The sequence below is a fragment of the Novosphingobium aquiterrae genome, assembly GCF_042434435.1.
Taxonomy (GTDB): Bacteria; Pseudomonadota; Alphaproteobacteria; order Sphingomonadales; family Sphingomonadaceae; genus Novosphingobium; species Novosphingobium aquiterrae.
This window is the reverse complement of the sequence record NZ_JBHLTL010000011.1, coordinates 231,828-255,668: the sequence shown is the minus strand read 5'-3', so window position 1 is coordinate 255,668 and position 23,841 is coordinate 231,828. Positions and strand designations below refer to the sequence as shown.

General features: G+C 62.0%; 15 protein-coding genes. 4 read left to right on the top strand and 11 right to left on the bottom strand.

Translation table 11 applies throughout. The annotated features are described in order from the left end of the window. Positions 1-67: 67 nt before the first annotated feature. Positions 68-1,384 carry an omega-aminotransferase AptA gene (gene aptA / locus ACFFF7_RS14755; RefSeq protein ID WP_379482119.1) on the top strand — a complete coding sequence of 439 codons (1,317 nt, stop codon included), beginning with the start codon at positions 68-70 and terminating at the stop codon, positions 1,382-1,384. Here the strand turns inward: aptA and ACFFF7_RS14750 are convergent. The 4 genes from ACFFF7_RS14750 to ACFFF7_RS14735 are packed head-to-tail and all read right to left on the bottom strand — an operon-like array spanning position 1,381 to position 8,564. Beyond that, complete coding sequence (locus ACFFF7_RS14750) at positions 1,381-2,451, bottom strand: alcohol dehydrogenase family protein (RefSeq protein WP_379482118.1); 1,071 nt, start codon at positions 2,449-2,451, stop codon at positions 1,381-1,383. The genes aptA and ACFFF7_RS14750 overlap by 4 nt on opposite strands. Beyond that, on the bottom strand, positions 2,448-3,698 hold the full coding sequence (locus ACFFF7_RS14745; protein ID WP_379482117.1) for an aromatic ring-hydroxylating oxygenase subunit alpha: 1,251 nt from the start codon (positions 3,696-3,698) through the stop codon (positions 2,448-2,450). The genes ACFFF7_RS14750 and ACFFF7_RS14745 overlap by 4 nt, the downstream gene beginning before the upstream one ends. Next, positions 3,698-6,145 (bottom strand): GcvT family protein, encoded by a 2,448-nt coding sequence (locus ACFFF7_RS14740; protein WP_379482116.1) that lies wholly within the window; start codon positions 6,143-6,145, stop codon positions 3,698-3,700. Before ACFFF7_RS14740 ends, ACFFF7_RS14745 begins: the two co-directional genes overlap by 1 nt. 4 nt (positions 6,146-6,149) lie before the next feature. Next, positions 6,150-8,564 carry an FAD-dependent oxidoreductase gene (locus tag ACFFF7_RS14735; protein ID WP_379482115.1) on the bottom strand — a complete coding sequence of 805 codons (2,415 nt, stop codon included), beginning with the start codon at positions 8,562-8,564 and terminating at the stop codon, positions 6,150-6,152. 238 nt (positions 8,565-8,802) lie between these two features. On the opposite strand from ACFFF7_RS14735, the gene ACFFF7_RS14730 reads away from it, so the two are divergent. Together ACFFF7_RS14730 and ACFFF7_RS14725 are read left to right on the top strand one after the other, a co-directional pair. Next, complete coding sequence (locus ACFFF7_RS14730; RefSeq protein ID WP_379482114.1) at positions 8,803-9,756, top strand: NAD(P)-dependent oxidoreductase; 954 nt, start codon at positions 8,803-8,805, stop codon at positions 9,754-9,756. Between the two features lie 18 nt (positions 9,757-9,774). Beyond that, the gene (locus tag ACFFF7_RS14725; protein ID WP_379482113.1) at positions 9,775-11,280 is read left to right on the top strand and encodes an aldehyde dehydrogenase family protein; all 1,506 of its coding nucleotides are present in this window, start codon (positions 9,775-9,777) and stop codon (positions 11,278-11,280) included. On the opposite strand, the gene ACFFF7_RS14720 is transcribed toward ACFFF7_RS14725, so the two are convergent. From ACFFF7_RS14720 to ACFFF7_RS14690, 7 genes are all read right to left on the bottom strand, one after another. After that, entirely contained in the window at positions 11,267-12,181 is a 915-nt protein-coding gene (locus ACFFF7_RS14720; protein WP_379482112.1) for a LysR substrate-binding domain-containing protein, read from the bottom strand. The genes ACFFF7_RS14725 and ACFFF7_RS14720 overlap by 14 nt on opposite strands. An 83-nt stretch (positions 12,182-12,264) precedes the next feature. Then, positions 12,265-13,887, bottom strand: a complete 1,623-nt coding sequence (locus ACFFF7_RS14715) for a GMC family oxidoreductase (protein WP_379482111.1) — start codon at positions 13,885-13,887, stop codon at positions 12,265-12,267. Further along, entirely contained in the window at positions 13,887-15,074 is a 1,188-nt protein-coding gene (locus ACFFF7_RS14710; RefSeq protein ID WP_379482110.1) for a mandelate racemase/muconate lactonizing enzyme family protein, read from the bottom strand. The genes ACFFF7_RS14715 and ACFFF7_RS14710 overlap by 1 nt, the downstream gene beginning before the upstream one ends. Next, positions 15,071-16,510 (bottom strand): aldehyde dehydrogenase family protein, encoded by a 1,440-nt coding sequence (locus tag ACFFF7_RS14705; RefSeq protein ID WP_379482109.1) that lies wholly within the window; start codon positions 16,508-16,510, stop codon positions 15,071-15,073. Before ACFFF7_RS14705 ends, ACFFF7_RS14710 begins: the two co-directional genes overlap by 4 nt. Then, positions 16,503-17,804: a spinster family MFS transporter gene (locus ACFFF7_RS14700; protein WP_379482108.1), complete on the bottom strand. Its 1,302-nt coding sequence runs from the start codon at positions 17,802-17,804 to the stop codon at positions 16,503-16,505. The genes ACFFF7_RS14705 and ACFFF7_RS14700 overlap by 8 nt, the downstream gene beginning before the upstream one ends. A 12-nt stretch (positions 17,805-17,816) precedes the next feature. Further along, on the bottom strand, positions 17,817-19,841 hold the full coding sequence (locus ACFFF7_RS14695; protein ID WP_379482107.1) for a tetratricopeptide repeat-containing sulfotransferase family protein: 2,025 nt from the start codon (positions 19,839-19,841) through the stop codon (positions 17,817-17,819). Positions 19,842-19,981: 140 nt separating this feature from the next. Further along, complete coding sequence (locus tag ACFFF7_RS14690) at positions 19,982-22,717, bottom strand: TonB-dependent receptor (RefSeq protein ID WP_379482106.1); 2,736 nt, start codon at positions 22,715-22,717, stop codon at positions 19,982-19,984. Positions 22,718-22,983: 266 nt separating this feature from the next. On the opposite strand from ACFFF7_RS14690, the gene purU reads away from it, so the two are divergent. After that, on the top strand, positions 22,984-23,841 hold the full coding sequence (gene purU / locus ACFFF7_RS14685; RefSeq protein ID WP_379482105.1) for a formyltetrahydrofolate deformylase: 858 nt from the start codon (positions 22,984-22,986) through the stop codon (positions 23,839-23,841).

The window sequence follows — 23,841 nt, the reverse complement described above, 5'->3', positions numbered from 1 at the left end:
TCAATCGCTGGCGACAAGCGGATCGACGAAGGCTACAACCGCAAAGCCAAGCCAAGGGAGCCCGGGCATGAAATTGGAGAACGATCCGCTCGCGGCATTCTGGATGCCCTTTACGGCCAACCGGGCGTTCAAGGCGGCGCCGCGCCTGCTCTCGTCAGCCAAGGACATGCATTACACCAGCAGCGACGGGCGGCAGGTGCTGGATGGCACGGCCGGGCTGTGGTGCGTCAATGCCGGGCACTGCCGGGCGCCGATCGTCGAGGCGATCCGCAAGACCGCGGGCGAGATGGACTTCGGCCCGACGTTCCAGCTGGCCCATCCCCTGGCCTTCGAACTGGCGACGCGGCTTGCGGCATTGATGCCCGAACCGCTCGACCGGATCTTCTTCACCAATTCGGGTTCGGAATCGGTCGATACCGCGCTGAAGATCGCCTTGGCCTATCAGCGCGCGCGCGGCGAAGGCACGCGGACCCGGCTGATCGGGCGCGAACGCGGCTATCACGGAGTCGGGTTCGGCGGGATCTCGGTCGGCGGGATCGTCAACAATCGCCGCCAGTTCGGCACCCTGCTGACCGGGGTCGACCACCTTCCGCACACGCACGATCTGGCCGCCAACGCCTTCACCAAGGGCCGCCCGCAGCACGGCGCGCATCTGGCCGACGATCTTGAGCGGATCGTCGCCCTGCACGGCGCGGAGACGATCGCCGCGGTGATCGTCGAGCCGATGGCCGGATCGACCGGGGTGCTGATCCCGCCGCTCGGCTATCTCGAACGGCTGCGCGAAATCTGCACCCGGCACGGCATTGTCCTGATTTTCGACGAGGTGATCACCGCCTTCGGCCGGCTTGGCGGAGCGACCGCTGCCGAGGTGCTGGGGGTTACTCCGGACATCATCACCATGGCCAAGGGCCTGACCAACGCCGCCGTGCCGATGGGCGCGGTCGCGGTCAGCCGCGTGATCCATGACGCGGTCGTCGAAGGCGGCCCCGATGGCATCGAGCTGTTCCATGGCTACACCTATTCGGGCCATCCGCTGGCCGCCGCCGCCGGCATCGCCTCGCTCGATCTCTACCGCGACGAAGGCTTGTTTGAACGGGCGGCCGACTTGTCAGGCTATTGGCAGGACGCCGTCCACAGTCTGAAAGGCAAGCCCCACGTCATCGACCTGCGCAACCTGGGCATTGTCGCGGGAATCGAGCTGGAACCGCGCGCCGGCGCTGCGGGCAAACGCGCGATGGAGCTGTTCCACAAGTGCTTCGATACCGGGCTGCTGATCCGCGTCACCGGCGATATCGTCGCACTATCCCCGCCCCTGATCCTTGAAAAGGCGCACATCGACGAGATGATCGGGCGGATCGGGGACTTGCTGGCAACAGTCGACTAAAGGGTCAGCACGATCTTGCCAACGTGCCGCTTGGTGAGGAAATCCTCTTGCGCGCGGACGATGTCGGAAAGCGGATAGGTTCGCGACAACAACGGCACGATTTCACCGCGTTCGATATAGCCGATAAGGTTCGGGAAGACTTCAGGTTCCAGCACCGTGCAGCCGATCAGGCGCAGATCCTTTAGGTAGAGGGTCCTCAGGTCGAGTTCGACCAGCGGCCCCGCAATGGCGCCGGCAGCGGCATAGCGTCCCCCGTTGCGCAGGCTTTTGAGAATGGCGGCAAACTTTGTCCCGCCGACAATATCGACCGCAGCGTCGAACGGATCGTGTTCAAACAGACTGGCAAGATCGGCATCCCTGGCAATCACGTCTGCTGCGCCCAGCGACCGGATCGCTTCGGCCTTGTCGCTGCCTGCCATGGCAATGACCTGCGCCCCCCGCCGTCTGGCCAGCTGCACCGCCGCCGAACCAACACCGCCCGATGCCCCCGTGATCAGGACCCGTTCCCCTGCATCAAGGCCTATGCGCGTCAGCATGTTCTCTGCTGCCGAATAGGCACAGGGGAAGCTGGCCAGCTCGGCATCGCTCAGATCGCTCCGAATGGCGTGAGCGTGGACGGAGGGCGCAGTCGAATATTCGGCGAAGGCACCGTCCACTTCCGAGCCGAAATAGACGACGTCGAAGGGATCTGCGCCCCGGAACACCGGCTCGACCAGAACCAGTTCGCCAATCCGGGACGGGTCAACCCCGGGTCCTACGGCGACGATCCGCCCGCAGCCGTCGGCGCCCTGGATGCGCGGAAAGCGGAAGGCCGCGCCCGACCAGCCATCATCCTCAGCGCCGGCAATTCCCTCGGCTGCTCCGGCTTCGGTCGCCTCGGCCACCGCCTTGGAATACCAGCCGATGCGGGTGTTGATATCGGTATTGTTGACCCCGGCAGCCCCAACCTTGATCAGGACCTGTCCCGCTTGCGGGATCGGCACGGGTACATCGTTGCGCAGCTCAAGCCGGTCGAATCCGCCATTGCCGGTAAGCAGGACCGCGCGCATGACCGCCGGAACGGTCATTCGGCGCGGGCCAGACCGAACTGGTTCAGATACCATTTCTGAAACTTGATCACGCTGCCCTCCTGATCGGAATAGCGGCCCGGGCGATAGCGGCTCGACATGATGCCAGCCTGGTTGTCCTCCGTAATGACTTTGTCCTGCATCGTTGTGGCGTGATAGCCCCAGATCATCTTGGGAATATCCACCTGGTCTGCACCGGCACGGCCATCGACAAGCCAGATCATCTCAACATCCGATCGCAATGCCGATCGCGGCGTGAACTGGAACAGGATGGCAAAATGATCGTCGGCGACGATCTGGGTAAACGGACTGAAGCTCAGATGCATCCGCCCGCCATCGGCTGCCTTGCGCTTGCCCATCAGCGGCGCGGGGGCAGTTCCATCCTGCGTTTCGGAAGCCCAGCCCTCTTTGTTCATGCGTTGCATCAACAGGCGCAGATGGCTGCTGTCCGGCGTCTCGTCGATATTGCCGATCGGGCGCCCTTGTCTGGCGGCGCGTTCCTCCCACGCCTTGAGCTTCGGCGTAAAGCTGGCAATTGCCTCTGCCGGTCCCGAGCTCGGCCCTGCTCCAACCGCAATGATCGACTCGGCCGCGTGCATCGAACAGAATTCCGGATGCGATGGAACGCAGTGATAGCATTCGAAGAAGTTCTCGACGACGAGCTTCCAGTTGGCGTCCGTAGGATAGCTGCCGGCATGGGCGATCCGGGCATCGGCGATTCCCTGATAGTCCAGGATCGGCCCCATATCACCAAAGGTCGCATCGAAATCGTCGGGCTCATCCACGCTCAGGTTGATGAAGATCAGCCCGTGGAAGACGCGGACATGGCAGGCGAACAGGCCGTTTGCGGCCTTGTCGAAATCGTCCGGCATCAGCCGCGCGGCAAGCAGCCGGCCATCGAGGCCGAAGGTCCAGGCGTGATAGGGGCAGACCAGCCGTGGCGCATTGCCGCTTTCGGCCGAGCAGATGGTCGATCCCCGATGGCGGCAGACATTGAAGAACGCGCGGACGCTCGCTTCGTTCTCACGGATGACGATGATCTGTTCGCTACCGATACGGAACAGGAAATAGTCACCCTTGTTCTGGACGCGCGAGACGTGCCCCGCCACAATCCACTTCCGGCCAATTACATGCTCGAAGTCGGCCTTGAACACGCTTTCGCTGGTGTAGAATTCCTGCTCGAAGCTGTAACCCACCCGCGTGTTGGCGGCGAGGCGCTGCATCAATTGGTTTGACGTTTCGGTCATCACATTTTGATCCGGGTGCTGGCGGGGTCGTACAAGGGTTTGAGCGAGGCGATAGCCGAATAGCGCACGCCCGCTATTTCGATCTCGTAGTCATCCGGGCTGATCGGTCCTACCACACCGCCATCGGCGGCCGTCACGTAGCCAAGCCCGCAGGCCGCGCCCAGGCTATGGGCATACATGCCAGAGCGGATGTATCCGGCGATCCGGTCGCCCTGCCAGATCGGCTCGTTATGATAGAGCATCGGCTCGGGCGACTTGAGCAGGAACTGGACCAGGCGTTGCTTGAGCCCGTCCTGCTTCTGCCGCAGCAAGGCCTCGCGGCCGATGAAGCCGCCGGGTTTGTCCAGCTTGACCGCGAAACCCAACCCGGCTTCCAGCGGGGTATCTTCATCGGTGATATCATGGCCCCAATGGCGATAGGCCTTTTCCATCCGCAACGAGTTGAGCGCGTGATAGCCGGCGTGCCTGAGGCCGAACGCCGCGCCACCGGATACGATCTCGTCGTAGACACCGGCCATGAATTCGGTCGGGATGTAGACTTCCCAGCCCAGTTCTCCGACGTAGGTGATCCGCGAGGCCCGGACGATCGCATAACCAAGCTCGATCTCCTGGCTGGTCCCGAAGGAAAACGCTGCGTCTGACAGATCGCTGGGGCTGAGCGATTGCAGCAAGGCGCGCGCATTGGGCCCCATGATCGACAGCACCCCCATCCCCGAGCTGACATTGGTCAGCACGGCACGGGCATCATCCGGCGTATGCCGCTTGAGCCAGTTGAAATCCTTGGTCTCGGTCTCGGCTCCGCCGACAATCAAGAAGACATCCCGGCTGAGCCGCGTCACCGTCAGGTCGGCTTCGATCCCGCCCTTGTCGTTGAGCCACTGGGTATAGACCAGTTTGCCCGGCGCGACGTCGACATCGTTGGCGCAGACCCGGTTCAGCACCGCGCAGGCATCGCGCCCTTCCAGGCGGAACTTGGCGAAGCTCGACTGGTCGAACAGTGCCACCGCTTCACGAACCGCCTTGCATTCGCCGGCGCTGGCGTCGAACCAGTTCTGACGGCCGTAGCTGTATTCGTATCGGGGGCTGGTGCCCGGCTCTGCGTACCAGTTGGCCCGCTCCCAACCGAAGGCCTCGCCGAAACACGCCCCGGCAGCCGCCAGCCGATCATGGATCGCCGATTTGCGGACCCCGCGCGCGGTCTCGTACTGCTTGAAGGGATAATGCGTGGCGTAAAGCAGGCCAAGACTCTCGGTCACACGCTCGCGCAGGTACTTGCGGTTGTTCTGGAACGGCATGTTGCGGCGAATATCGACAGTCCATAGGTCGGCGGGCGGGATGCCGTCGCGAATCCATTCGGCCATGACCTTGCCCACGCCGCCAGCCGACTGCAGGCCGATCGAATTGAGACCGGCAGCAACAAAGCAGCCCTTGAGTTCGGCGCTTTCGCCCAGGTGATAGCGAACGTCCGGGGTGAAGCTCTCCGGGCCGCAGAAGAACTTGAGGATGCCCGCATTCTCCAGTGCCGGGACACGGCGCATCGCATCCATCAGCAACGGTTCAAAGTGCTCGAAGCTGCCGGCAATCTCATCGAAGCAGAAGTCTTCGGAAATGCCGTCCATGCCCCATGGCCTGGCATTGGGCTCGAACGCCCCGACCAGAAGTTTTCCGGCATCATACTTGTAGTAGCCGCAATAGTCGTAGTCGCGCAGCACCGGCAGGCTTGGGTCGATCCCTTCGACGCCCTCAAACAGCACGTAGTAATGCTCGCAGGCATGGAGCGGCGCCGTGACCCCGACGCTGGCGGCCAGATCGCGGGTCCACATTCCGCCGCAGATCACGACATAGTCGGCATCGATCGGCCCGTCGGCAGTATCGACCCCGGTCGCGCGGGTGCCGTCGTGGCGGATCCGGGTGACCTTGGTGTTCTCGAAGATCCGCGCCCCGCCGCTGCGCGCGCCCTTGGCCAGCGCCATCGTGATGTCGACTGCGTTGGCATAGCCGTCGCTGGGAATATGGATCCCGCCAACCACGTCGTCGACATTGACGATCCCGGCGAGGTCCTTGATCTCTTGCGGGGTCACGACGTGGACCGGCAGGTCGAACACCTTGGCCATCGAGGCGCTGCGCTTCAATTCCTCGAACCGCTCGGCATTGGTCGCCATCGAGATCGAACCGCACTGGCGGTAGCCGGTCGCCTGGCCGGTTTCCGCCTCGAGCCCTCGATAAAGCTCGCCGGTATATTTGGCGAGCTTGGTCATGTTGATCGAAGGGCGCAATTGCCCGACCAGTCCGGCGGCGTGCCAGGTGGTGCCGCTGGTCAACTGCTTGCGCTCAAGCAGCACTACGTCGTCCCAGCCGATCCTGGTCAGGTGATAAGCGATCGAGCAGCCAATGACACCGCCGCCGATGATGACAACGCGGGCCTTGCGTGGGAGATCTGCCGCCATCGCTTCAGGCCTTCATCTTGGCATTGTCAGAGTCGTAGGCGGGATGTTCCAGCACCTCGGCATTGCGCAGCTCGCCTTGCAGCTGAATCTGGAAGGTCGATCCCGGCGCGGCGTGCTCGATCGGGACGCAGGCGAAGAACAGGCTCGTGCCCACACGGTGGCCATAGCCGCCCGAAGTTGTCAGGCCGATGCAAGCATCGCCAACCAGGCATGGCTCAGCCCCGCGCACATCGACGTCCGCGGCATCGACCGCGCCATAGACGATCCGGAACCGGTCCGGCGCATCGAGCGTGGCCTGTCTGCCGACGAAATCGTCCTTCTTGAACTGGATGAAGCGGTCCATTCCCGCCTCGATCATGGTCTGCTCGTTGGTCAGCTCGCTGCCCCAGGCCTTGTAGCCCTTTTCCATCCGCATGGTGTTGACGGCGTAAAGTCCGTAATTGGCGATCCCGAATTCCTGCCCTGCGGCCCAGACGGCGTCATAGAGCGCGGCCAGATCATCCATCGCCGGGTGCAATTCCCAACCCAGCTCACCGACATATGACACCCGCAGCGCCCGCACAGGTATGCCCGCGATGACGATGTCCTGCCCGCTCAGCCAGCGGAAGCCTTCGTTGGACAGGTCTGCATCGGTCAGCTTGGCCAGCACATCGCGGCTGCGCGGTCCGCTGATCACCAGCACGCCGCGATCCATGGTGACGTTGCGAATCGTGACGTCTTCGTGCGGCAATTTGCTCTGATGCAGGTGATCTGCGTCGCGCTGTTCTGCAGCCGCGGCGCAGAGGCAGTAGAAGTGATCGTCGGCCATCCGCGTCACGGTCATTTCGCCATAGATTCGGCCCAGTCGCGAAAGTGGGTGGACCAGGCCAATGCCGCCTAGCTTCCTGGGCATCCGGTTGGCGCAAATCCGGTTGAGGAACGCCTCTGCGTCGGGCCCGGTGACGTCGTATTTGGCGAAGCCCGACAGGTCGAGCACCCCGACCCGCCGCTCGACCGCCTTCACTTCGGCAGCGACCACATCGAACACATTGGTGCGGTGATAGCCCGGCTCCTCGGTGCGACCGTCGAGTGAGAACCACTTGGGCCGTTCCCAGCCATAGGTCTCGCCATAGTTCGCGCCCGCTGCCAGCAACCGCCCGTACAGCGGGCTGATCTTCTGCGGCCGGCCATCGGGTTCTTCCTCGCCGGGCGGGCGGGTAGTGAATGTCATCCGGTAGTCTAGGAAGACCTTGGCCCGGCTGTAGGCCTCATCGGCGAACGGTCCGTACCGGCGCGGGTCGAACTCGGCCATGTTGATGTCGGCGTCACCGTAGACGATCGACTGGGCCAGGTACTTGCCCGAGCCGCCACCCTGGGCAATCCCGAACGAGGTTCCGCAGCACTGCCAGAAGTTGCGCAAGCCTGCCGCGGGGCCAAGCAGCGGGCCACCATCTGGGGTATGGGGAATTGCGCCATTGACGATCCGGCGGATGCCGACTTCGCCGAACACCGGCATGCGTTCGATCGCGCGCTCCAGCCATTTGGAGATGCGATCCAGATCATCGATGAAAAGCTCGCTGGTCGATTCCCATTCGGGCATGCCCTTGGGTGCCCAGGCCTCGGCTAGCCCGGTGTTCTCGTAGACGCCGATCAGCCCGCTCTTCTGCTCCTGCCGGAAATAGCCCGAGACATAGGGGCAACGCATCACCGGAATTTCCTCGTCCCGCTCCATGAAGGCGGGGATCGGGTCCGTGACGATGTAGTGATGTTCCATGTTGGTGACGGGAATGTCGATCCCGGCCATCTGGGCAACCTGCCGGGCATAGCACCCCGCCGCATTGACGACGATCTCTGCGCGGACGGTGCCTTGTTCGGTCGCGACGTCCCACTCACCGCCTGGCAGCTGCGACAGTCCGGTTACCCGGTTGCGGCGAACGATGGTTGCGCCCTTGTCCCTCGCGCCGATCGCCAGGGCATTGCATATGCCCGATGGATCGGCGTGACCGTCGCTTGTGGTGCGCGCGCCGGCGATCACGCCCTCGGTGGTGACAAACGGATTGATCCGCCGGATCTCTTCGGGCGGGATGATTTCCATGTCGAATCCGATGATCTTCGAAAAGCCATGGATGTACTTGAACCAGGCCAGTTCGCGCTCATTGGTGGCAAAGCGGATCCCGCCGGACTTATGCCAGCTGACATACTGTCCGGTCAGCCCCTCTAGCCTCGGATAGAGTTCGTTGCTGTAGGCATGGATCTTGGCAAGATTGAAACTTCCGGTGATGCTGGGACACTGCCCGGCGGCGTGCCAGGTGGAACCCGAAGTCAGCTCATCCTTTTCGATCAGCATGCAATCGGTCCAGCCAAGCTCGGCCAGATGGTAGAGCAGGCTTGCTCCCATGATCCCGCCACCGATGATGACTACGCGCGCCTGTGTCTGCATGTAATTCGGCCTCACTCCCGGGGGCATTTTGGGATGACTTTAGGGCGGGATCGATAGGCACGACAAATGGGCAATTCCGCGCCATTGGTTCAAAAAATTTTCGGGTCTGACGCCGCCTGTGCCGTTGGCCCCGCGTTCAAAAAATTTAGCCTTAAACCCAAAAAATTCATTTGTGGCGCTTCGCCCCCGTGGCTCTAACCGGCGGAATAGCGGGGTCTCATCAGCGCAGAAAGCGATTATGAAAATTGGATTCATTGGCCTGGGCAATGTCGGCGGCAAACTTGCCGGAAGCCTTATTCGCAATGGCCACGACGTTACCGTCCGGGATCTCGATGCCGGACTGGTCAGCGACTTTGTCGCACGCGGTGCCCAGTCCGCCTCGTCTCCCAGGGCACTGGCCGAAGCGGTCGACCTGATCGTCACGTGCCTGCCCAGCCCGGCGGCCAGCTCGGACGTTGCCGAAGGCGATGACGGCTTAATCCAGGTCATGCGGCCCGGTCAGGTCTGGCTCGAAATGAGCACGACCGACTATTCGGAAATCATCCGGCTTGGCGCCCTGGTCGAAGCGCGCGGCGCGATGTTTATGGAATGCCCGGTATCGGGCGGCTGCCACCGTGCCGACACCGGCAACATCGCGATCTTCGCAGGCGGTCCGCGCGCGGCATTCGAAACCGTGTTGCCCGTTCTGACCACCATGGGCCGGCGGATTCTGCATACCGGCGAACTGGGCACGGCCTCTCAACTCAAGGTCATGACCAACTATCTGTGCACCGTGCATCTTGTCGCGCTGGCCGAGGCGCTGACGACCTGCAAGGCAATCGGGCTGGACATGAACACGACCTATGAAGCGATCCGCATTTCATCCGGCAACAGCTTCGTCCATGAAACCGAAAGTCAGGTTATCCTCAACGGCAGCCGCGACATCAATTTCACCATGGATCTGGTCAGCAAGGATATCGGCCTGTTCGACAGGATCGCGCAGCAGGCTGGCGTGCCGGTTGAAATCTCCCCGCTCATCGTCCGGCTCTTCAAGGAGGCCGAGGCCAGCTATGGCAGCCGCGAATTTTCGCCGAATATCATCCGCCGCTATGAAGAACCGCTGGGGATCAAGGTACTCGGCACGGGGTTCCCCGCGCAGATGATGGACGACGAGCCAGAAGAGCCGGGTTATGAGGTCGTGCCGAAGCGCTAGCCTGTCAGGAAAACGTCCATGAACAAGGCCCCATCGTCCGACCGCGCCATCTGGGCGGCGCGCGCCGCAGCCCTGGCATTCGAGACGGGGCTTTTCATCGAGGGCCGCAGCATTGCTGGTTCGGGCCAGCCGCTCGCCGTGGTCAACCCTGCCAATGGCAGCACCATGACCGAACTGGCCTGCGGCACGACTGCCGACATGGACCGCGCCGTGGCCTCGGCAAAGGCGGCGTGGGACGATGGGCGCTGGCGGTACATGACGCCGCGGTCACGGATGGACGTTTTCCGGCGCTGGGCCGATCTGATCGAGAGCAACGCAGCCGACCTGGCCCTGCTCGAGACGCTCAGCATGGGCAAACCGATCAGCGATGCATTGGGCATCGATCTGCCAGAGACGATTGTGACAATCCGCTATTTCGGCGAGGCGATCGATAAGGTCGGCGGATCGGTCACCAACAGCCCGCACAATGCCAGCCACATGATCGCGCGCGAGCCGCTTGGCGTGGTTGGGGCGATATCGGCATGGAACTATCCCCTGCTGATGGCGGCATGGAAAGTCGCCCCCGCCCTTGCTGCGGGCAACTGTGTCGTGCTCAAGCCGTCGGAAAGGGCGGGCCTTTCCTGCATTCGCCTGGCGCAGCTTTTTGTCGAAGCCGGGGGCCCGCCCGGCGTCTTCAACCTGGTCAATGGCCTTGGACATGATGCCGGTAACCGCCTGGCGTTGCACCCTGACGTCGCCAAGATCAGCTTCACCGGATCGACTGCAACCGGAAAGCGCCTTTTGATCGCGGCGGGGGAATCGAACCTCAAGCGCGTGTCACTGGAAACGGGCGGCAAAAGCCCGCAGATCTTCATGCCCGATCTTGCAGACCTGGACGCGGCCGTTGACTGCGCAATCATGGGCATTTTCGACAATGCCGGGCAGGTCTGCAACGCCGGTTCGCGATTGTTGGTGCATGATGACCTGTACGAAGATTTCATCGCCAGGTTCATCGCCCGCACCCCGCAGTTCTATGTTCCGGGCGATCCGCTTGATCCTGCCACCAGCATGGGCCCGCTGGTGTCGCATGCGCATCGGCAGACAGTGCTGGACTGGATCGAAAGGGGCAAGGCGGACGGGGCAACGCTGGCGATGGGCGGGACCGCGGGCCTTGCAGGAAGCGCCGGCGCCTATGTCAACCCGACCCTGTTCCGGGATGTCTCGCCTGCGATGGCTGTCGGCCGCGAAGAGATCTTCGGTCCGATTGCTTGCGTTCAGCGCTTTGCGAGCGAGCACGACGCAATCCGCCTTGCCAACGATTCTGTCTATGGACTTGCAGCCAGCGTCTGGACTAGCGATGTCAAACGCGCGCACCGGATGGTCAGGGCACTTGAAGCGGGCGTCGTCTGGATCAACTGCTTCGGCGATGGGGACATGACCCAGCCATTCGGTGGCTACAAGCAATCCGGAAACACGCGCGACAAATCGCTGGAGTGCCTTGCCGGCTACATGCAGTCCAAGTCGGCCTGGTTCAATTTGGATTAGCCACGTGATCGGCCATCCAGTCCATAAAGGTCCGGATGCGCAAATTCTCTTTCATATCCTTGCGGCAGATCAGGCCCCACGCGCCGGGGCACGTCTCAACATGGTCGGACGGCCGCACCAGACGCCCCGAGGCCAGATCCTGATCGACAAAGGGCCCGTTGACCAAAGCAACGCCCTCGCCGTTGAGAGCCATTTCCAGAGCCACCGCAAGCGTATCGACCATCAGGTAGGGAACCTTGGGCTCAAACCTCGCGCCCGCGGAGGTAAACCAGCTCTCCCAGTTCTGTACCTCGGTATAGATTGCCACCAGCGGCTGCTGCATCAGGTCTTCAAGTCGCGGCCCGGGGCCCATCCTTTCAAGAAAGCCCGGACTGCACACCGGGAACAGCGCGTAATCGAACAGCGGCATCCAGTGAAACTTTGTCGGATCGGGGACAACATCGCAATAGACCAGGCCGACGTCGGCATGGACATCATCAAACTCCCATTCAACGGCGCAGGTGCTGAGCGTGAGCTTGATTTCGGGGTGCGCGTTAAGGAACTGGGGCACACGCCTTGCGAGCCAGCGGATCGATGCGGTGACATAGGTCTGCACGCGCAGCGGCTTGTCCAGGGCATGACGGTGGACCGCTTCGACACCTTCCAACAGCGATTCAAACGCGCTGCGCACGTATGGATAGAGCACACGCCCTTCCTCGGTTGAAACGATATGCCGCCCTTCCTGTGCGAACAGCGCAACGCCAAGCGCCTCTTCGATCAACTGGACCTGATGGCTGATTGCCGGGTGGGTAAGGCACAGTTCGGCTGCAGCATCGCGGATGCTTTGATGGCGCGTCGCCGCTTCGAACCCCTTCAGCGCCTTGAGCGGGGGTAAGCGGCGAAGTTCGATCTTGGTGCTCATGGGTGCTGACTCGGCTGAACGCTTTGTGAGCCGCAGGCTATCAGCCGAAAACCCATCGGTAAAATATTTTGACGTGTGTAGATTCAGGTGATCTCGCGTGCATCCTCGATTGCCATCGCGGCGCCTTTTTCCGCCACCATGACGGTCGGCGCATTCGTGTTACCCGACGTAATGTTGGGAAAAATCGACGCATCGATGACCCGCAAACCCTGTACGCCATGCACCCGCAGCCGATGGTCGACCACCGCTGTATCGATATCTCTGCCCATCATGCAGGTGCTGGTCGGATGGTAGACCGTATCGGCGCGGTTGCGGAAATCGTCGAGCAGAGCGGCGTCGCCGTCAATCTGGACGCCCGGGACGATCTCTTCGGTAATAATGTCAGCCAGCGGCCTCGTTGCGGCAAGCCGTCGCAACAGGCGATTGCCAGCCAGGACATCGTCTATATCGTGCTGGGTCGCCAGATAGTTCGGCTGGATGACCGGATGTTGCGTCGGATCCGCTGACGCCAGCGTGATATAGCCGCGACTGGTCGGACGGCAGGGGTTGTGCGACAGCAGAAATGCCGAGAACGGATCGGGATTGAGCAGCTTGCGCTCTGACAGTGGCGTTTTGGTATAACTGACCGGACTGAAATAGAGCTGCAGATTGACCGTCTTTTGCGAGGCGTCGCTGCGCACGAAGCCGCCACTCTGATTGACGCTCATCGACAAGGGGCCGGCGCGATCGAACATGTAGCGCAGCCCTGCCATGGCCTTGCCGATTGCCGGATAGAGGATGTCGTTAAGCGTCGCGGTGCGAGTCTTGTAAAAGTACGATACCGCAAGGTGGTCCTGCAGGTTCTGGCCGACGGCCTTGGCGGCAACCACTGGCGCGATGCCTAGCGCGGCAAGCTGCGCCGGATCGCCGATGCCCGACAGCATCAGCAGTTGCGGCGAATTGATCGCGCCGCCACTCAGTATGACTTCGCGCCGGGCCTGCGCCGTGACGGTTCTGCCATTGACCAGATATTCGACACCGGTGGCGCGTCGCCCATCCAGCACTATCCGCGTCGCCAGCGCCTTGGACTGAATTTTCAGGCAGGAACGCTTGCGCGCGGGATGGAGAAAGGCGTTGGCTGTGGAGGCCCGCCAGCCGCCGCGGGTGTTGATATGGTAGATCCCGACCCCTTCGGGATGCTGGCCGTTGAAATCGCTGGTCGGCGGAAAACCCAAGGCGGCCGCCGCATCGATAAAGGAGTGACAGACCGGATGAACATGCGGAGTGATGTCGGTTACATGCTGGGGCCCGCCGCGGCCATGATGGGAACTGTAGCGATCGAAATCCTCCGACTTCTTGAAGTATGGCAGCACGTCGTCCCAGCCCCAGCCCGGATTGCCGGCGGCGCGCCAATCATCGAAATCGTGGGGCTGACCGCGCACATAGACCATTGCATTGATCGAGCCAGAACCGCCGATGACCTTACCCCGCGGCCAATAGCTGCGCCGCCCACCCAGCGCCTCGACCGGTTCGGTATCGTACATCCAGTTGATCCGCCGGTCGAAGAAAGTCCGGCCGTAACCGATCGGCATCTGGATCCAGATCGAGCGGTCGCTTCCGCCGGCTTCGAGCAGCAGCACGGTTGTCCTGCCGTCTTCGGTCAGCCGACTGGCCAGGACGCAACCCGCGGTGCCGGCGCCAACGATAACGTAGTCGAACGTTTCCATCACCGTACCGGGGTCTGGGTCATTTCCAGATGGAGCATCGAACCGGTGTAGGGATTGGCCAGGGCCACTGCCTCATTCAGTTCAGCCCCCAGGCCAGGTTCTGTCGGCGGGATGACGTGCCCCTGCTCGAACTGCATGGGCTTGACCAAAATGTCGCTGTGGAACCCGCCCCAGCTTTCGATGCTTTCCAGGATCAGGAAATTGGGTGAGCAGGTGGCGAGCTGGACATTGGCCGCGCCGACAATTGGTCCGCAATAGAGATGCGGTGCAATCTGCACATGGTGCACTTCGGCCATTCCGGCGATCTTCTTTGCCTCTAGCAAGCCGCCGACCCGGCCCAGATTCATCTGGAAAATTGCAGCACTGCCGGCCTGCAGCAGCCGTGCAAAATCGTACTTGGTGGCCAGTCGCTCTCCCGTGGCAATCGGAATGCTGGTTGCCCGCGCGACTTTGGCCATCTCCTCCGGCGCATCGGGTGGCACCGGCTCTTCCAGCCATAAGGGATCAAAGGGCTCCAGCCGTCGTGCCAGGCGAATCGCCCCCGCCGCGGTCATCTGGCCGTGCGTGCCGAACAGCAGGTCGGCCCTGGTGCCCACCGCGTCGCGCAGCTGCCGGGCGAACCGCGCGCTAAGGTCCAGCGCCTCAAGCGACAGCTGCCGCCCGTCAAACGCGGAATAGGGCCCGGCTGGATCGAACTTCAGAGCGGTGAAGCCCTGGGCAAGGTATTCCGCCGCGCGCACCGCCGCCAGATCGGGATCATGATAGACGTCACTCTGGTCGCCTGGCCGCGGATAAATATAGGTATAGGCGCGCAGCTTCTCGTGCACCTGGCCGCCAAGCAGCTTGTAGACCGGTTGGCCCGCGGCCTTGCCCACGATGTCCCAGCACGCCATTTCCAGCGCGCTCAAAACCCCCATCAATGTCAGGTCGGGGTGCTGGGTAAAGCCGCTGGAATAGACGCGGCGCCACAATGCCTCGATATCATGCGGATCGCGGCCCTCGGCGTAGCGGGCAAAGACGTCCTCGATCATCTTCGCCACCAAGTGCGGATCGAAGGGGACGCAATAGGCTTCGCCGATTCCGCTTATCCCGCAGGCGGTCGTCAGTTTCACAAAGACGAAATAGCGCCCGCCGAAGTGAGGCGGCGGATTGCCGACGACGAAGGTCCTGATACCCGTCAGCTTCATGTTGGATCAAACCCGTTGATCACCTTGACCTCAAGGAAGTCGTGCAATCCGAATTCGCCCCATTCACGCCCGTTTCCGGACTGCTTGTAGCCCCCGAACGGCGAGCAATAATCCTGCCCCGCCCCGTTGATGTGCACGCTTCCTGCCCGAACCTGCCGGGCGACGCGCCGTGCGCGATTGAGGTCACCGCTCTGGACATAGCCCGCCAAGCCGTAGGGCGTATCATTGGCAATAGCGATCGCCTCGGCCTCATCCGCGAAGGGTATCATCACGAGGACCGGGCCAAAGATTTCCTCGCGCGCGATGGCCATCTGATTGGTGACGCCGGCAAAGATCGTTGGCTTGACGTAGTAGCCGCGCGCAAAGCCATCGGCGCGTCCGGGACCGCCGGAAACCAGCCGCGCGCCTTCGTCGATACCGACCTGAATCAGATGCTGGATCTTGTCGTATTGCGGCTTGCTGACCACTGGCCCGAGATGCGGCCCCTTGTCGCGCGGATCGCCCAGTTTGACCTTTGCCGCCACTTCCGCGGCAATTTCGACCGCCTGATCATAGGCTGACGCCTCCACCAGCAGGCGGGTTGGCGCGTTGCACGATTGCCCGGTGTTGTTGAAACAGTGGAGCACGCCGCGGGTTATCGCCGCTTCCAGTCCGGCGTCGGCAAACACGATGTTGGCCGACTTTCCGCCAAGCTCCTGCGAGACGCGCTTGACGGTATCTGCCGCCGACTTCGCAACCTGAATTCCGGCCCGGGTCGAACCGGTGAAGGAAACCATGTCGACGTCCGGATCGCTGGTCAGCGCATTACCGATCATCGGTCCGGTGCCGTGCAACATGTTGAAAACACCGGGCGGAAATCCAGCCTCGTCGATGAATGCAGCGAAGAGCTGTGCAGATAGCGGTGCTACTTCGCTGGGTTTGAGCACCATGGTGCAGCCCGCGATCAAGGCCGGGCCGACCTTTGCAGCAAGCTGATTGATCGGCCAGTTCCACGGCGTGATCAGCACGCAGACACCGATCGGTTCATGTACCAGTCTGCCGCCAGTTCCGATCGCGCGTTCCCATTCCATGGCCTTGGCCGCGCGGATCGTCTCCTTGAGGTGGCCCGGCCCGCACTCCGCCTGCGAATTGCACGACAGATCGTAGGGCGCGCCCATTTCGGTGGAGATCGCCGTCACCATCTCGTCATAGCGACGCTCGAACACCGCGATCAGCCGTTCCACCAGCGCGATGCGCTCGTCCAGCAACAGCGCCGAATAGGCAGGGAATGCCGCGCGGGCGGCGGCCACGGCGTTCTCGACATCTTCGGGGCCGCACAGCGCGACCAGCGCAGCGCGCGCTTCGGTCGCCGGGTTGATCGCCTCGAAGGTCTGGGTCGATCGCGCCGGGCTTACCCAGCGACCACCAATGTAGGACCTGAGCGGCTGATCAGACATAACCCACCGCCCGCTTCTGGTCTTCGACCGCCAGCGCTTCGGCCCGCCAGTAATGCCATGCCGCCCAGAAGCCGGTCGGAGCCAGCACCAGCAGGGCCATCCGCAGCGAGGCTGCGCTTGGCTCTCCGCCGCCAGCGAAATAGTCGCTCATCCAGCCCACGGCCTGCGGCGCGACAATCAGGTTGAAGACGTTCGCGACAAGCAATGAAATGGCAATGAACATGGCCCGCATTTTCGGCGGGGCGAAGTTCTGGCCCAGGGCAAAGGCCGGGCCGATGTAGAAGTAGATCGCCGGAATGAAGATCCACCACATCACCCGCGCGGTATCGAGCGAGTGGGTGTAATAGGCCAGGAACGACGGCACCGTCGCCAGTCCGGTAACCACGGCCAGCACCCGAAGAATCTTGCGGGGATCGGTGTAGCTGGGCCTGGCAAATAGCCACGCCGTGAGAAGCGAGGCACCGATCCCGCCAATCAGGTGAATCGGCGCGAGAACCCCGCCGCCGCCGCCAACCGGCAAGCCATAGGTCCGCTCGATATAGGCAGGAGTGAACCACATCAGCCCCCAGCCCCACAGCGCCGAAACGCCGCTGCCCATCATCGTATGGATTGCCGCCTTCTGTGACAGCATGAACCGCATCGTGGCGGCGAAATCAGGAGCATTGCCTTCCATCGGCGCATCGTAGCGACCGCGCGGCGGCTCCTTGACTGTCACCATGATCAGCACTGCCAGCAGCAGTCCTGGAATGCCCAGCACAAAGAAGGCATGACGCCAGCCATAGGCATTGGCGACATAACCGGCGAGATCCGCCCCAAGCCAGGCACCGATCGGTGCGCCCAAGGCAAAGATCGTCATCGCCATCGCCCGGCGATCGGGCGGAAAATAGTCGGCGACAATGGTGTTGCATGGCGGCGTACCGCCGGCCTCACCGATACCGACGCCGATCCGGGCCAGCAGCAAATGCCAATAGCCTGTTGCCAGACCGCATAGCGTCGTCATCACCGACCAGACGGCAATCGAAAACGACAGCAGGTTGCGCCGATTGTGCCGGTCGGCAATCCACGAAAGCGGCAAGCCCATGGTGACATAGAACAGAGCGAGCGAAACACCGGTCAGGAAGGCAACCCCGCCATCGGACAGCTTGAGCTCGACCCGGATGGGTTCGAGCACCGTGGACATGACGTACCGGTCGGCAATGTTGATCGTATAGACCAGCATCATCACGATCAGCACGTACCAGCGCTGCCCCATTGAGGGCATATCCGCCTCGTGCGTCGCTGCTGTTGATGCCATGCCTTCTCCCCTTCAGGTTGCGACCAGTTCCGGCCCCAGGACACCGCGCAGCGGGTCCAGGTAATCCGAAAAATTCTCCCATTGATCGACACCGGTCTTGTAGATTGGTTGCCGCACCTGCTCCGAGCTGGCGGTGCGCACCGCTCTTTCGGTGTGATGGAATTCGAGGCAGGCCGCTTCGAACGGCAGGCCGCAGAAATCGAGCAGGCGGCGAACCTGGGTTTCGAGATCGGCAACGACGTCTTCATAGCGGACGCGAAGCACCTTGCCGGGCAATACGTTGTCCCAATGGTCCATCAGGTCGACGTAATCGCGATAGTAGTGACCGATTTCCTCAAGCCCGTAAGTGAATTCCTGTCCTTCGGCGAAGAGCTGCTTGAACCCTGAGAAACAGCACCCCATCGCCCCGCGCCGGGCATCGATGATCTTGGCGTTGGGCAGGATCAGGTGGATAAGCGCGATGTGCCTGAAATTGTTTGGCATCTTGTCGATGAAGAACGCCTTGCCCTGCTTGCGGTGGACGCGGGTGTCGCGAATGAAGGCCTCGCCGAATTCCGTTAGCTGGTCTGCACTGAGATCGACGAGATTGCCCGGATAATTGGCTTCGTCGCCGATCCTGCGTCGGCCATCAATCTGGTGCGACAAAGCCAGGATATTGGGCAGTTCGAGCGTGCCTTCGACCTGGCTGTGCGACGACAGGATCTGTTCGAGCAAAGTCGATCCGGCGCGCGGCAGGCCAAGGATGAAAATCGGGTCAGCGGACTGGCACCCGGCCCCCGTGAAGCGTTCGAACAGCTCTGCCCCGCAATGCTGCTTCTGCAGCGCGACTTCGGCGGTGATCCGGCGCCAGTCGTAGCCCAGTTCATCGCGCTTCAGGCGATTGCCGCGCTCGTAATAGGCGAACGAATCTGCGTAGTCGCCGCGATCTTCGAGAGCTTTGCCAAGTGCGAAGCAGAGGTGATAGCGGTCGACCAGCCCTGTTGTCGGCCGGCTCTCAAACGCGCGCATCTGGCGAATTTCATCAGGCTCGAACCGATAAGTCTTGAGGTTCGCCAGGCTCCAGTAGGCATCACCGAATTCGGGGCGAACCCGGTACGCTTCGCGATAGGCCGCGATCGCTTCGGCCTGATTGCCGATGGTTTTCAGCGCATGGCCGACCGACAGGTGAAGCGTCGGGTTGTCGGGCATTTTGGCGATGTGCCGCCGATAGATCGCCAGTGCTTCGTCGAACTCACCCACGGCAAGGCTCTGGTTGGCATAGAGCAGGTCGAACTGGCCATTTTCGGGCGCCTTGTCCCTAAGTGCCCGTGCCTGGTCCAGCGCTTCGCCGAACTTCTGCCGCTTTTGCAGCAGGTTGACATAGTCGAAGTGGGCATTGGTATTCTGCGGTTCGAGCACCAGGCAGCTTTCAAGCAGAAATTCCGCCTCCTCGTAAGAATTGAACTTGGTCCCGATCTCGGCCAGCAGGCGCATCGCCTCGGTATGGTGGCCATGCCGCTGCAAGAACGCTCGGCACTGGTTTTCGGCCATGCCAAGCCGGTTTTCCTGAACCAGGCGGACGACGGCCTGCAATTCCTCAGGCAGGCTTTCAAGGTAAGCGCATTGCGCACGCGCGTAACGGGCGGCCTCGGTCCGGCCGGCGCGCTCATGCATGTCAGCCAGGATACGCCAGCTGGCCAGCAAGCCGGCGTTATAGGCGACGGCGTCCTGGAATGCGCCCAGGGCTTCTTCCGTCCGGCCCAGCGCCAGCAGACTATGGCCGCGTTCCTGATAGGCGCGGCCATTGCCGGGGTCGGCTTCGATCAGCCGGGTAACGTTTGCGAGGCTGTCCAGCGGGCGGCGGGAAATGCGCTGGATCACCGCCAGCAGATATAACGCTTCACGATGTGTTGGCACATGGTCCAGCGCTTCCTGGCACTTGTTTTCGGCATCCCCCATCTGGCCGCGTTGAAGATCGCCGCGGGCCGCGGCAACCAGCCGCTCGGCTTCATCGAACGCGCCCGACGACATATCTTGCGGACTCTGGTCGGTTTTCATGCGTTCAATCTGGCCGGATTGCGCCAATTGTCCAATCCCTAAGTGCGCTGTTCGCGAACAAGGGCAGCGCTGTGTGGCGCCGCCCTCGCCCGGACCCGAAGGTCGTTGCCCGATCCCGGACGGGACCGGGCAACGCCTCGTTACATCTTGTAGGACACCCGCAGCCCGAAGGTCTGCGGACGCGATGTGGTTACGCGCTTTTCACCATCGTTTGCACTGGTGAACAGCTGCGGTCGTTCGTTGGTCAGGTTTTCGCCGTAGACCGTCAGCGACCAGTTATCCATGCTGAACCCGAACGACGCCTCGACCGTGTTATAGGCCGGCTGGGTGAACTGGTTCTGCAGGTTCGTGATCGCGTCGCCAGGGTTGACGGTTACCCCGTTGATCGTCGAGGGCACGCCGCAGCCCGAATAAGGCGAAGCACAGGCATAGAGGATGTTCACGTTGACCAGATCGGACGTGATCGTGCTGCCGACATGGTGGAACCCGGCCTGAACGAACGGCTTCAGCCCATTTTCCATTTCCCATTCGTAGCGCACGCGGACGTTGCCCTGGAACTTGGGGCTGAGCGCCAGCGGCGTTCCCGCAGGTGCAATGACGCCCTGTGCACAGAGTGTCTGGGCGACCTCGGAGCCAGAGCAGCCGGTCAGTTTGGTGTCGTTGTACGAGAACCCGGCGCTAAGCGTCAGGCCATGGCTCGGCCGCGCGGTGATGTCGCCTTCGATCCCGTGGATCCGGGCATTGGCCAGATTGTTGACGAAGGTCTGGTTCGAGATGTTCTGATCGAACGCCGCGATCTGGATGTCGCGCCAATCGATGATGTAGGCTGCCAGGTTGACCTGCAACTTGCGGTCGAACAGCCCCAGCTTTGCGCCCAATTCATAGTTCTTGACGCTATCCGGTGCATAAGCGCGATTGGCCGAGCAGGCGGCAGCTGAAAGACCACCCGAGCCGTTCGGATTGTTGCAGCCCTTGCGGTTGAAGCCGCCGGGGCGGAACCCTTCGGAATAGGTCAGGTAGACCAGCGAAGTCGGATCAAGCTTGTAAGTCAAGTTGCCCTTGAAAAGCACGCCCGTGTAGGTCGTTGGGTTGATCCCCGCGAGCCGCGTCGACAGCACTGAACTTGCACCAAGAACGGTCGGCGGGGTGGCCAGCGGCGTATAGACGCAGGTTGTCAGTCCGGTGGCCGGATCGGTCGTGACTGCGCTGCAGTTCTGGCGAATGCCACCAACGAAGCTGGTGCTCGACCCGCCGTACATCGAGGCGTTCTCGTTGTAATAGCGGGCACCGCCGGTGAGGATCAGCTTGTCTGGAATTATGTCGAAGGAAGCTTCGCCATAGACCGAGAACTGGCGGTCACGCCGCAGGATGGTGTTGACGAAGCCCGCGCCCGGCAGGACGCCGGCGTTGATTTCCTGATTTACCGCCGGGTTCGGCGCCAGATTATAGACGAAACCGGCATCGGGCAGCACATAGTTCCACTGCGTAATGTCATAGAGCCGGTTGACGTCATAGAACACGCCAAGCGTGGCGCGGACCCGCTTGTCCGACGGCGTCGTGATGCGGAATTCCTGCGTCCAGCGCCGGTTGCGGTCGTTGACCTTGTAGCTGTTGGCCGGCGAGTAGCACGTCTGACCGCTTGCCGCGGAATTGGCGTACCCTGCATAGTACACACCGCGATCGCAGTTGTAGTAGGGCATGAACAGGCCGATATTGGCGTACTTGGCATAGTCGGCCTGCTGGACCGCGTGGTGATCCTGATAGGACGAGGTGTAGATCAGATCGAGAATGCCCAGACGGCCCTTGAGGGTCAGCGTGGTCAGGCTGATCGTGTCCTTCAGCGTGTTCGGACCATATTGCTGAACCTTGAGATCACCGACCCCCGGGGCATAGTCGAACACGCCGTTGGTCTTGAGTTCCTGATACAGCGTCATCGCCTCGATCGACCAGTCTTCGTCGATCTGATAGGTCAGCGTTCCGCGGCCGCCGTTGTAGTTGGCGTCGTTATAGTTGTCCTCGATGAAGTTGTTGTTGGTGATCGACCGGCGCAGCGGAACCCGGAAACCACCAGTGGTTCCGGTCGCTGTGGCAACGCAGTTCACGACGCCGACGCACGACTGGATCGCTTGCTGGACCAGCAGCGGGTTGCCGGTCGGCAGGCGGCCCGGGCCGCCCGCATCCCAAGGCATGCGATAGGTCCCGGCGACGTTGTCGATATAGCCGCCCTGGTGATCGCTGTAGACCGCCAGGCGCAGGCCCAGCTTGTCCTTGACGATCGGCAGGTTGACGAAAGCATCGACACCGAAGCTGGGCGCGCCACCCTTGGTCGTAGAAGCATTGCCGCTGAACCCGGCGTGGAATTCGGCCAGATCGGGCTTGTTGGTGATATAGCGGATCGCGCCGCCCATCGCGTTGGCGCCGAACAGGGTACCCTGCGGACCGGCCAGCACTTCGATGCGGTTGATGTCAGTCGGGTGAATGTCAAGGTTGCGGCCCGGCGTGGAGGCCGGCGCGTCGTTGATGTAAAGCGCGACGTTGGGCTGCACGCCGGCCACGCCCAGAATCTGCGACCCCGCCGTATCCGTCGACAGGCCGCGGATGTAGATCGAGGAAATCCCCGGCCCGCGCGACGCGGTGCGCACCGAGGGAAGATATTCTACCAGCTTTTCGAAGTTGGTGACGTTGAGCTGCTCAAGCTGCTTGCCGCCTACGGCCTGAATCGCGAGCGGAATGGAGTTGGCGGCTTCATCGCGCCGCGTTGCCGTCACGACGATCTGCTCGATGCCCCCGTCGTCCGCAGTTTGGGCCGCGTCCTGGGCAAAAACGGGTGTACCGCCTGCTCCGAGCATTGCCACCGCGACAATGGCCGACGACATTTTCCAGCTGGCTTTCAATTTCTGTCTCCCCATATGTGCCCTGAGCCTGTCGGATCTTTGGCAATCCCATTCAGACGCGATGAAGGCTGTCCCTGCGCGATCCAAGTGGCAATTCACCAAATTTTCCTGTCCGGTAAAAATTGTTAGTGCATCGATCACAACTTCTACATGTTGCTATCAGAGCCGCTAATGTAGCGCTGGGTTCAATGGACCGGGGCGCGACTAGACGCTAGCCCGTTCCGCCGGCGCTCAAGGGTGGGGACGCAATGCAAAAAACTGCCGATTTCGTACTTCTGATTGCGACCGAAGATCGCAAGGGCATCGTTGCGGCCGTTGCCAATTCGATCGCCAGCCAGGACTGCAACATCGTCGAGAATTCGCAGTTCGGCGATGCCTATACCGGCAGGTTCTTCATGCGCGTGGCGATCTGCGGACCGCAGGCCATGACGATCGAAAGCTTCACCGAAGCGTTTACCCCGGTGGCCACCGCTTTCCGTCTTGAATGGCGCATTCACGATCTGCGGCGCAAGCTCAAAGCCATGATCATGGTCAGCCAGGGCGGCCATTGCCTGAACGACCTGCTCTACCGGACCTCGACCAACCGGCTGCCGATGGAAGTGACCAGCGTCGTTTCCAACCATACCACCTGGCAGCGACGCGCCGAACACGAGGGCGTGCCCTTCTACCACCTGCCGATCACCCCCGAGACCAAGCTGGAACAGGAAGCCCGCTTGATGCAGCTGGTGGAAGAGCAAGAGGTCGATCTGATCATTCTGGCCCGCTACATGCAGGTGCTGTCGGACCAGCTGTGCCGCAAGCTGGATGGCCGCGTCATCAATATCCACCACAGTTTCCTGCCCGGCTTCAAGGGCGCCAAGCCCTATCACCGGGCCTATGAGCGCGGGGTCAAGATGGTTGGCGCAACGGCGCACTATGTCACGCCCGACCTCGATGAAGGACCGATCATCACGCAGGATGTCTCGATCGTCGATCACGCCGATACGGTCGAGGATCTGATCGCGCAGGGTCAGGATACCGAAAGCCGGGTCCTGGCGCGCGCGGTCAAGCTGCACCTGGAACACCGGGTGATGCTCAACGGCAGCCGCACCATCGTCTTCAAGTAA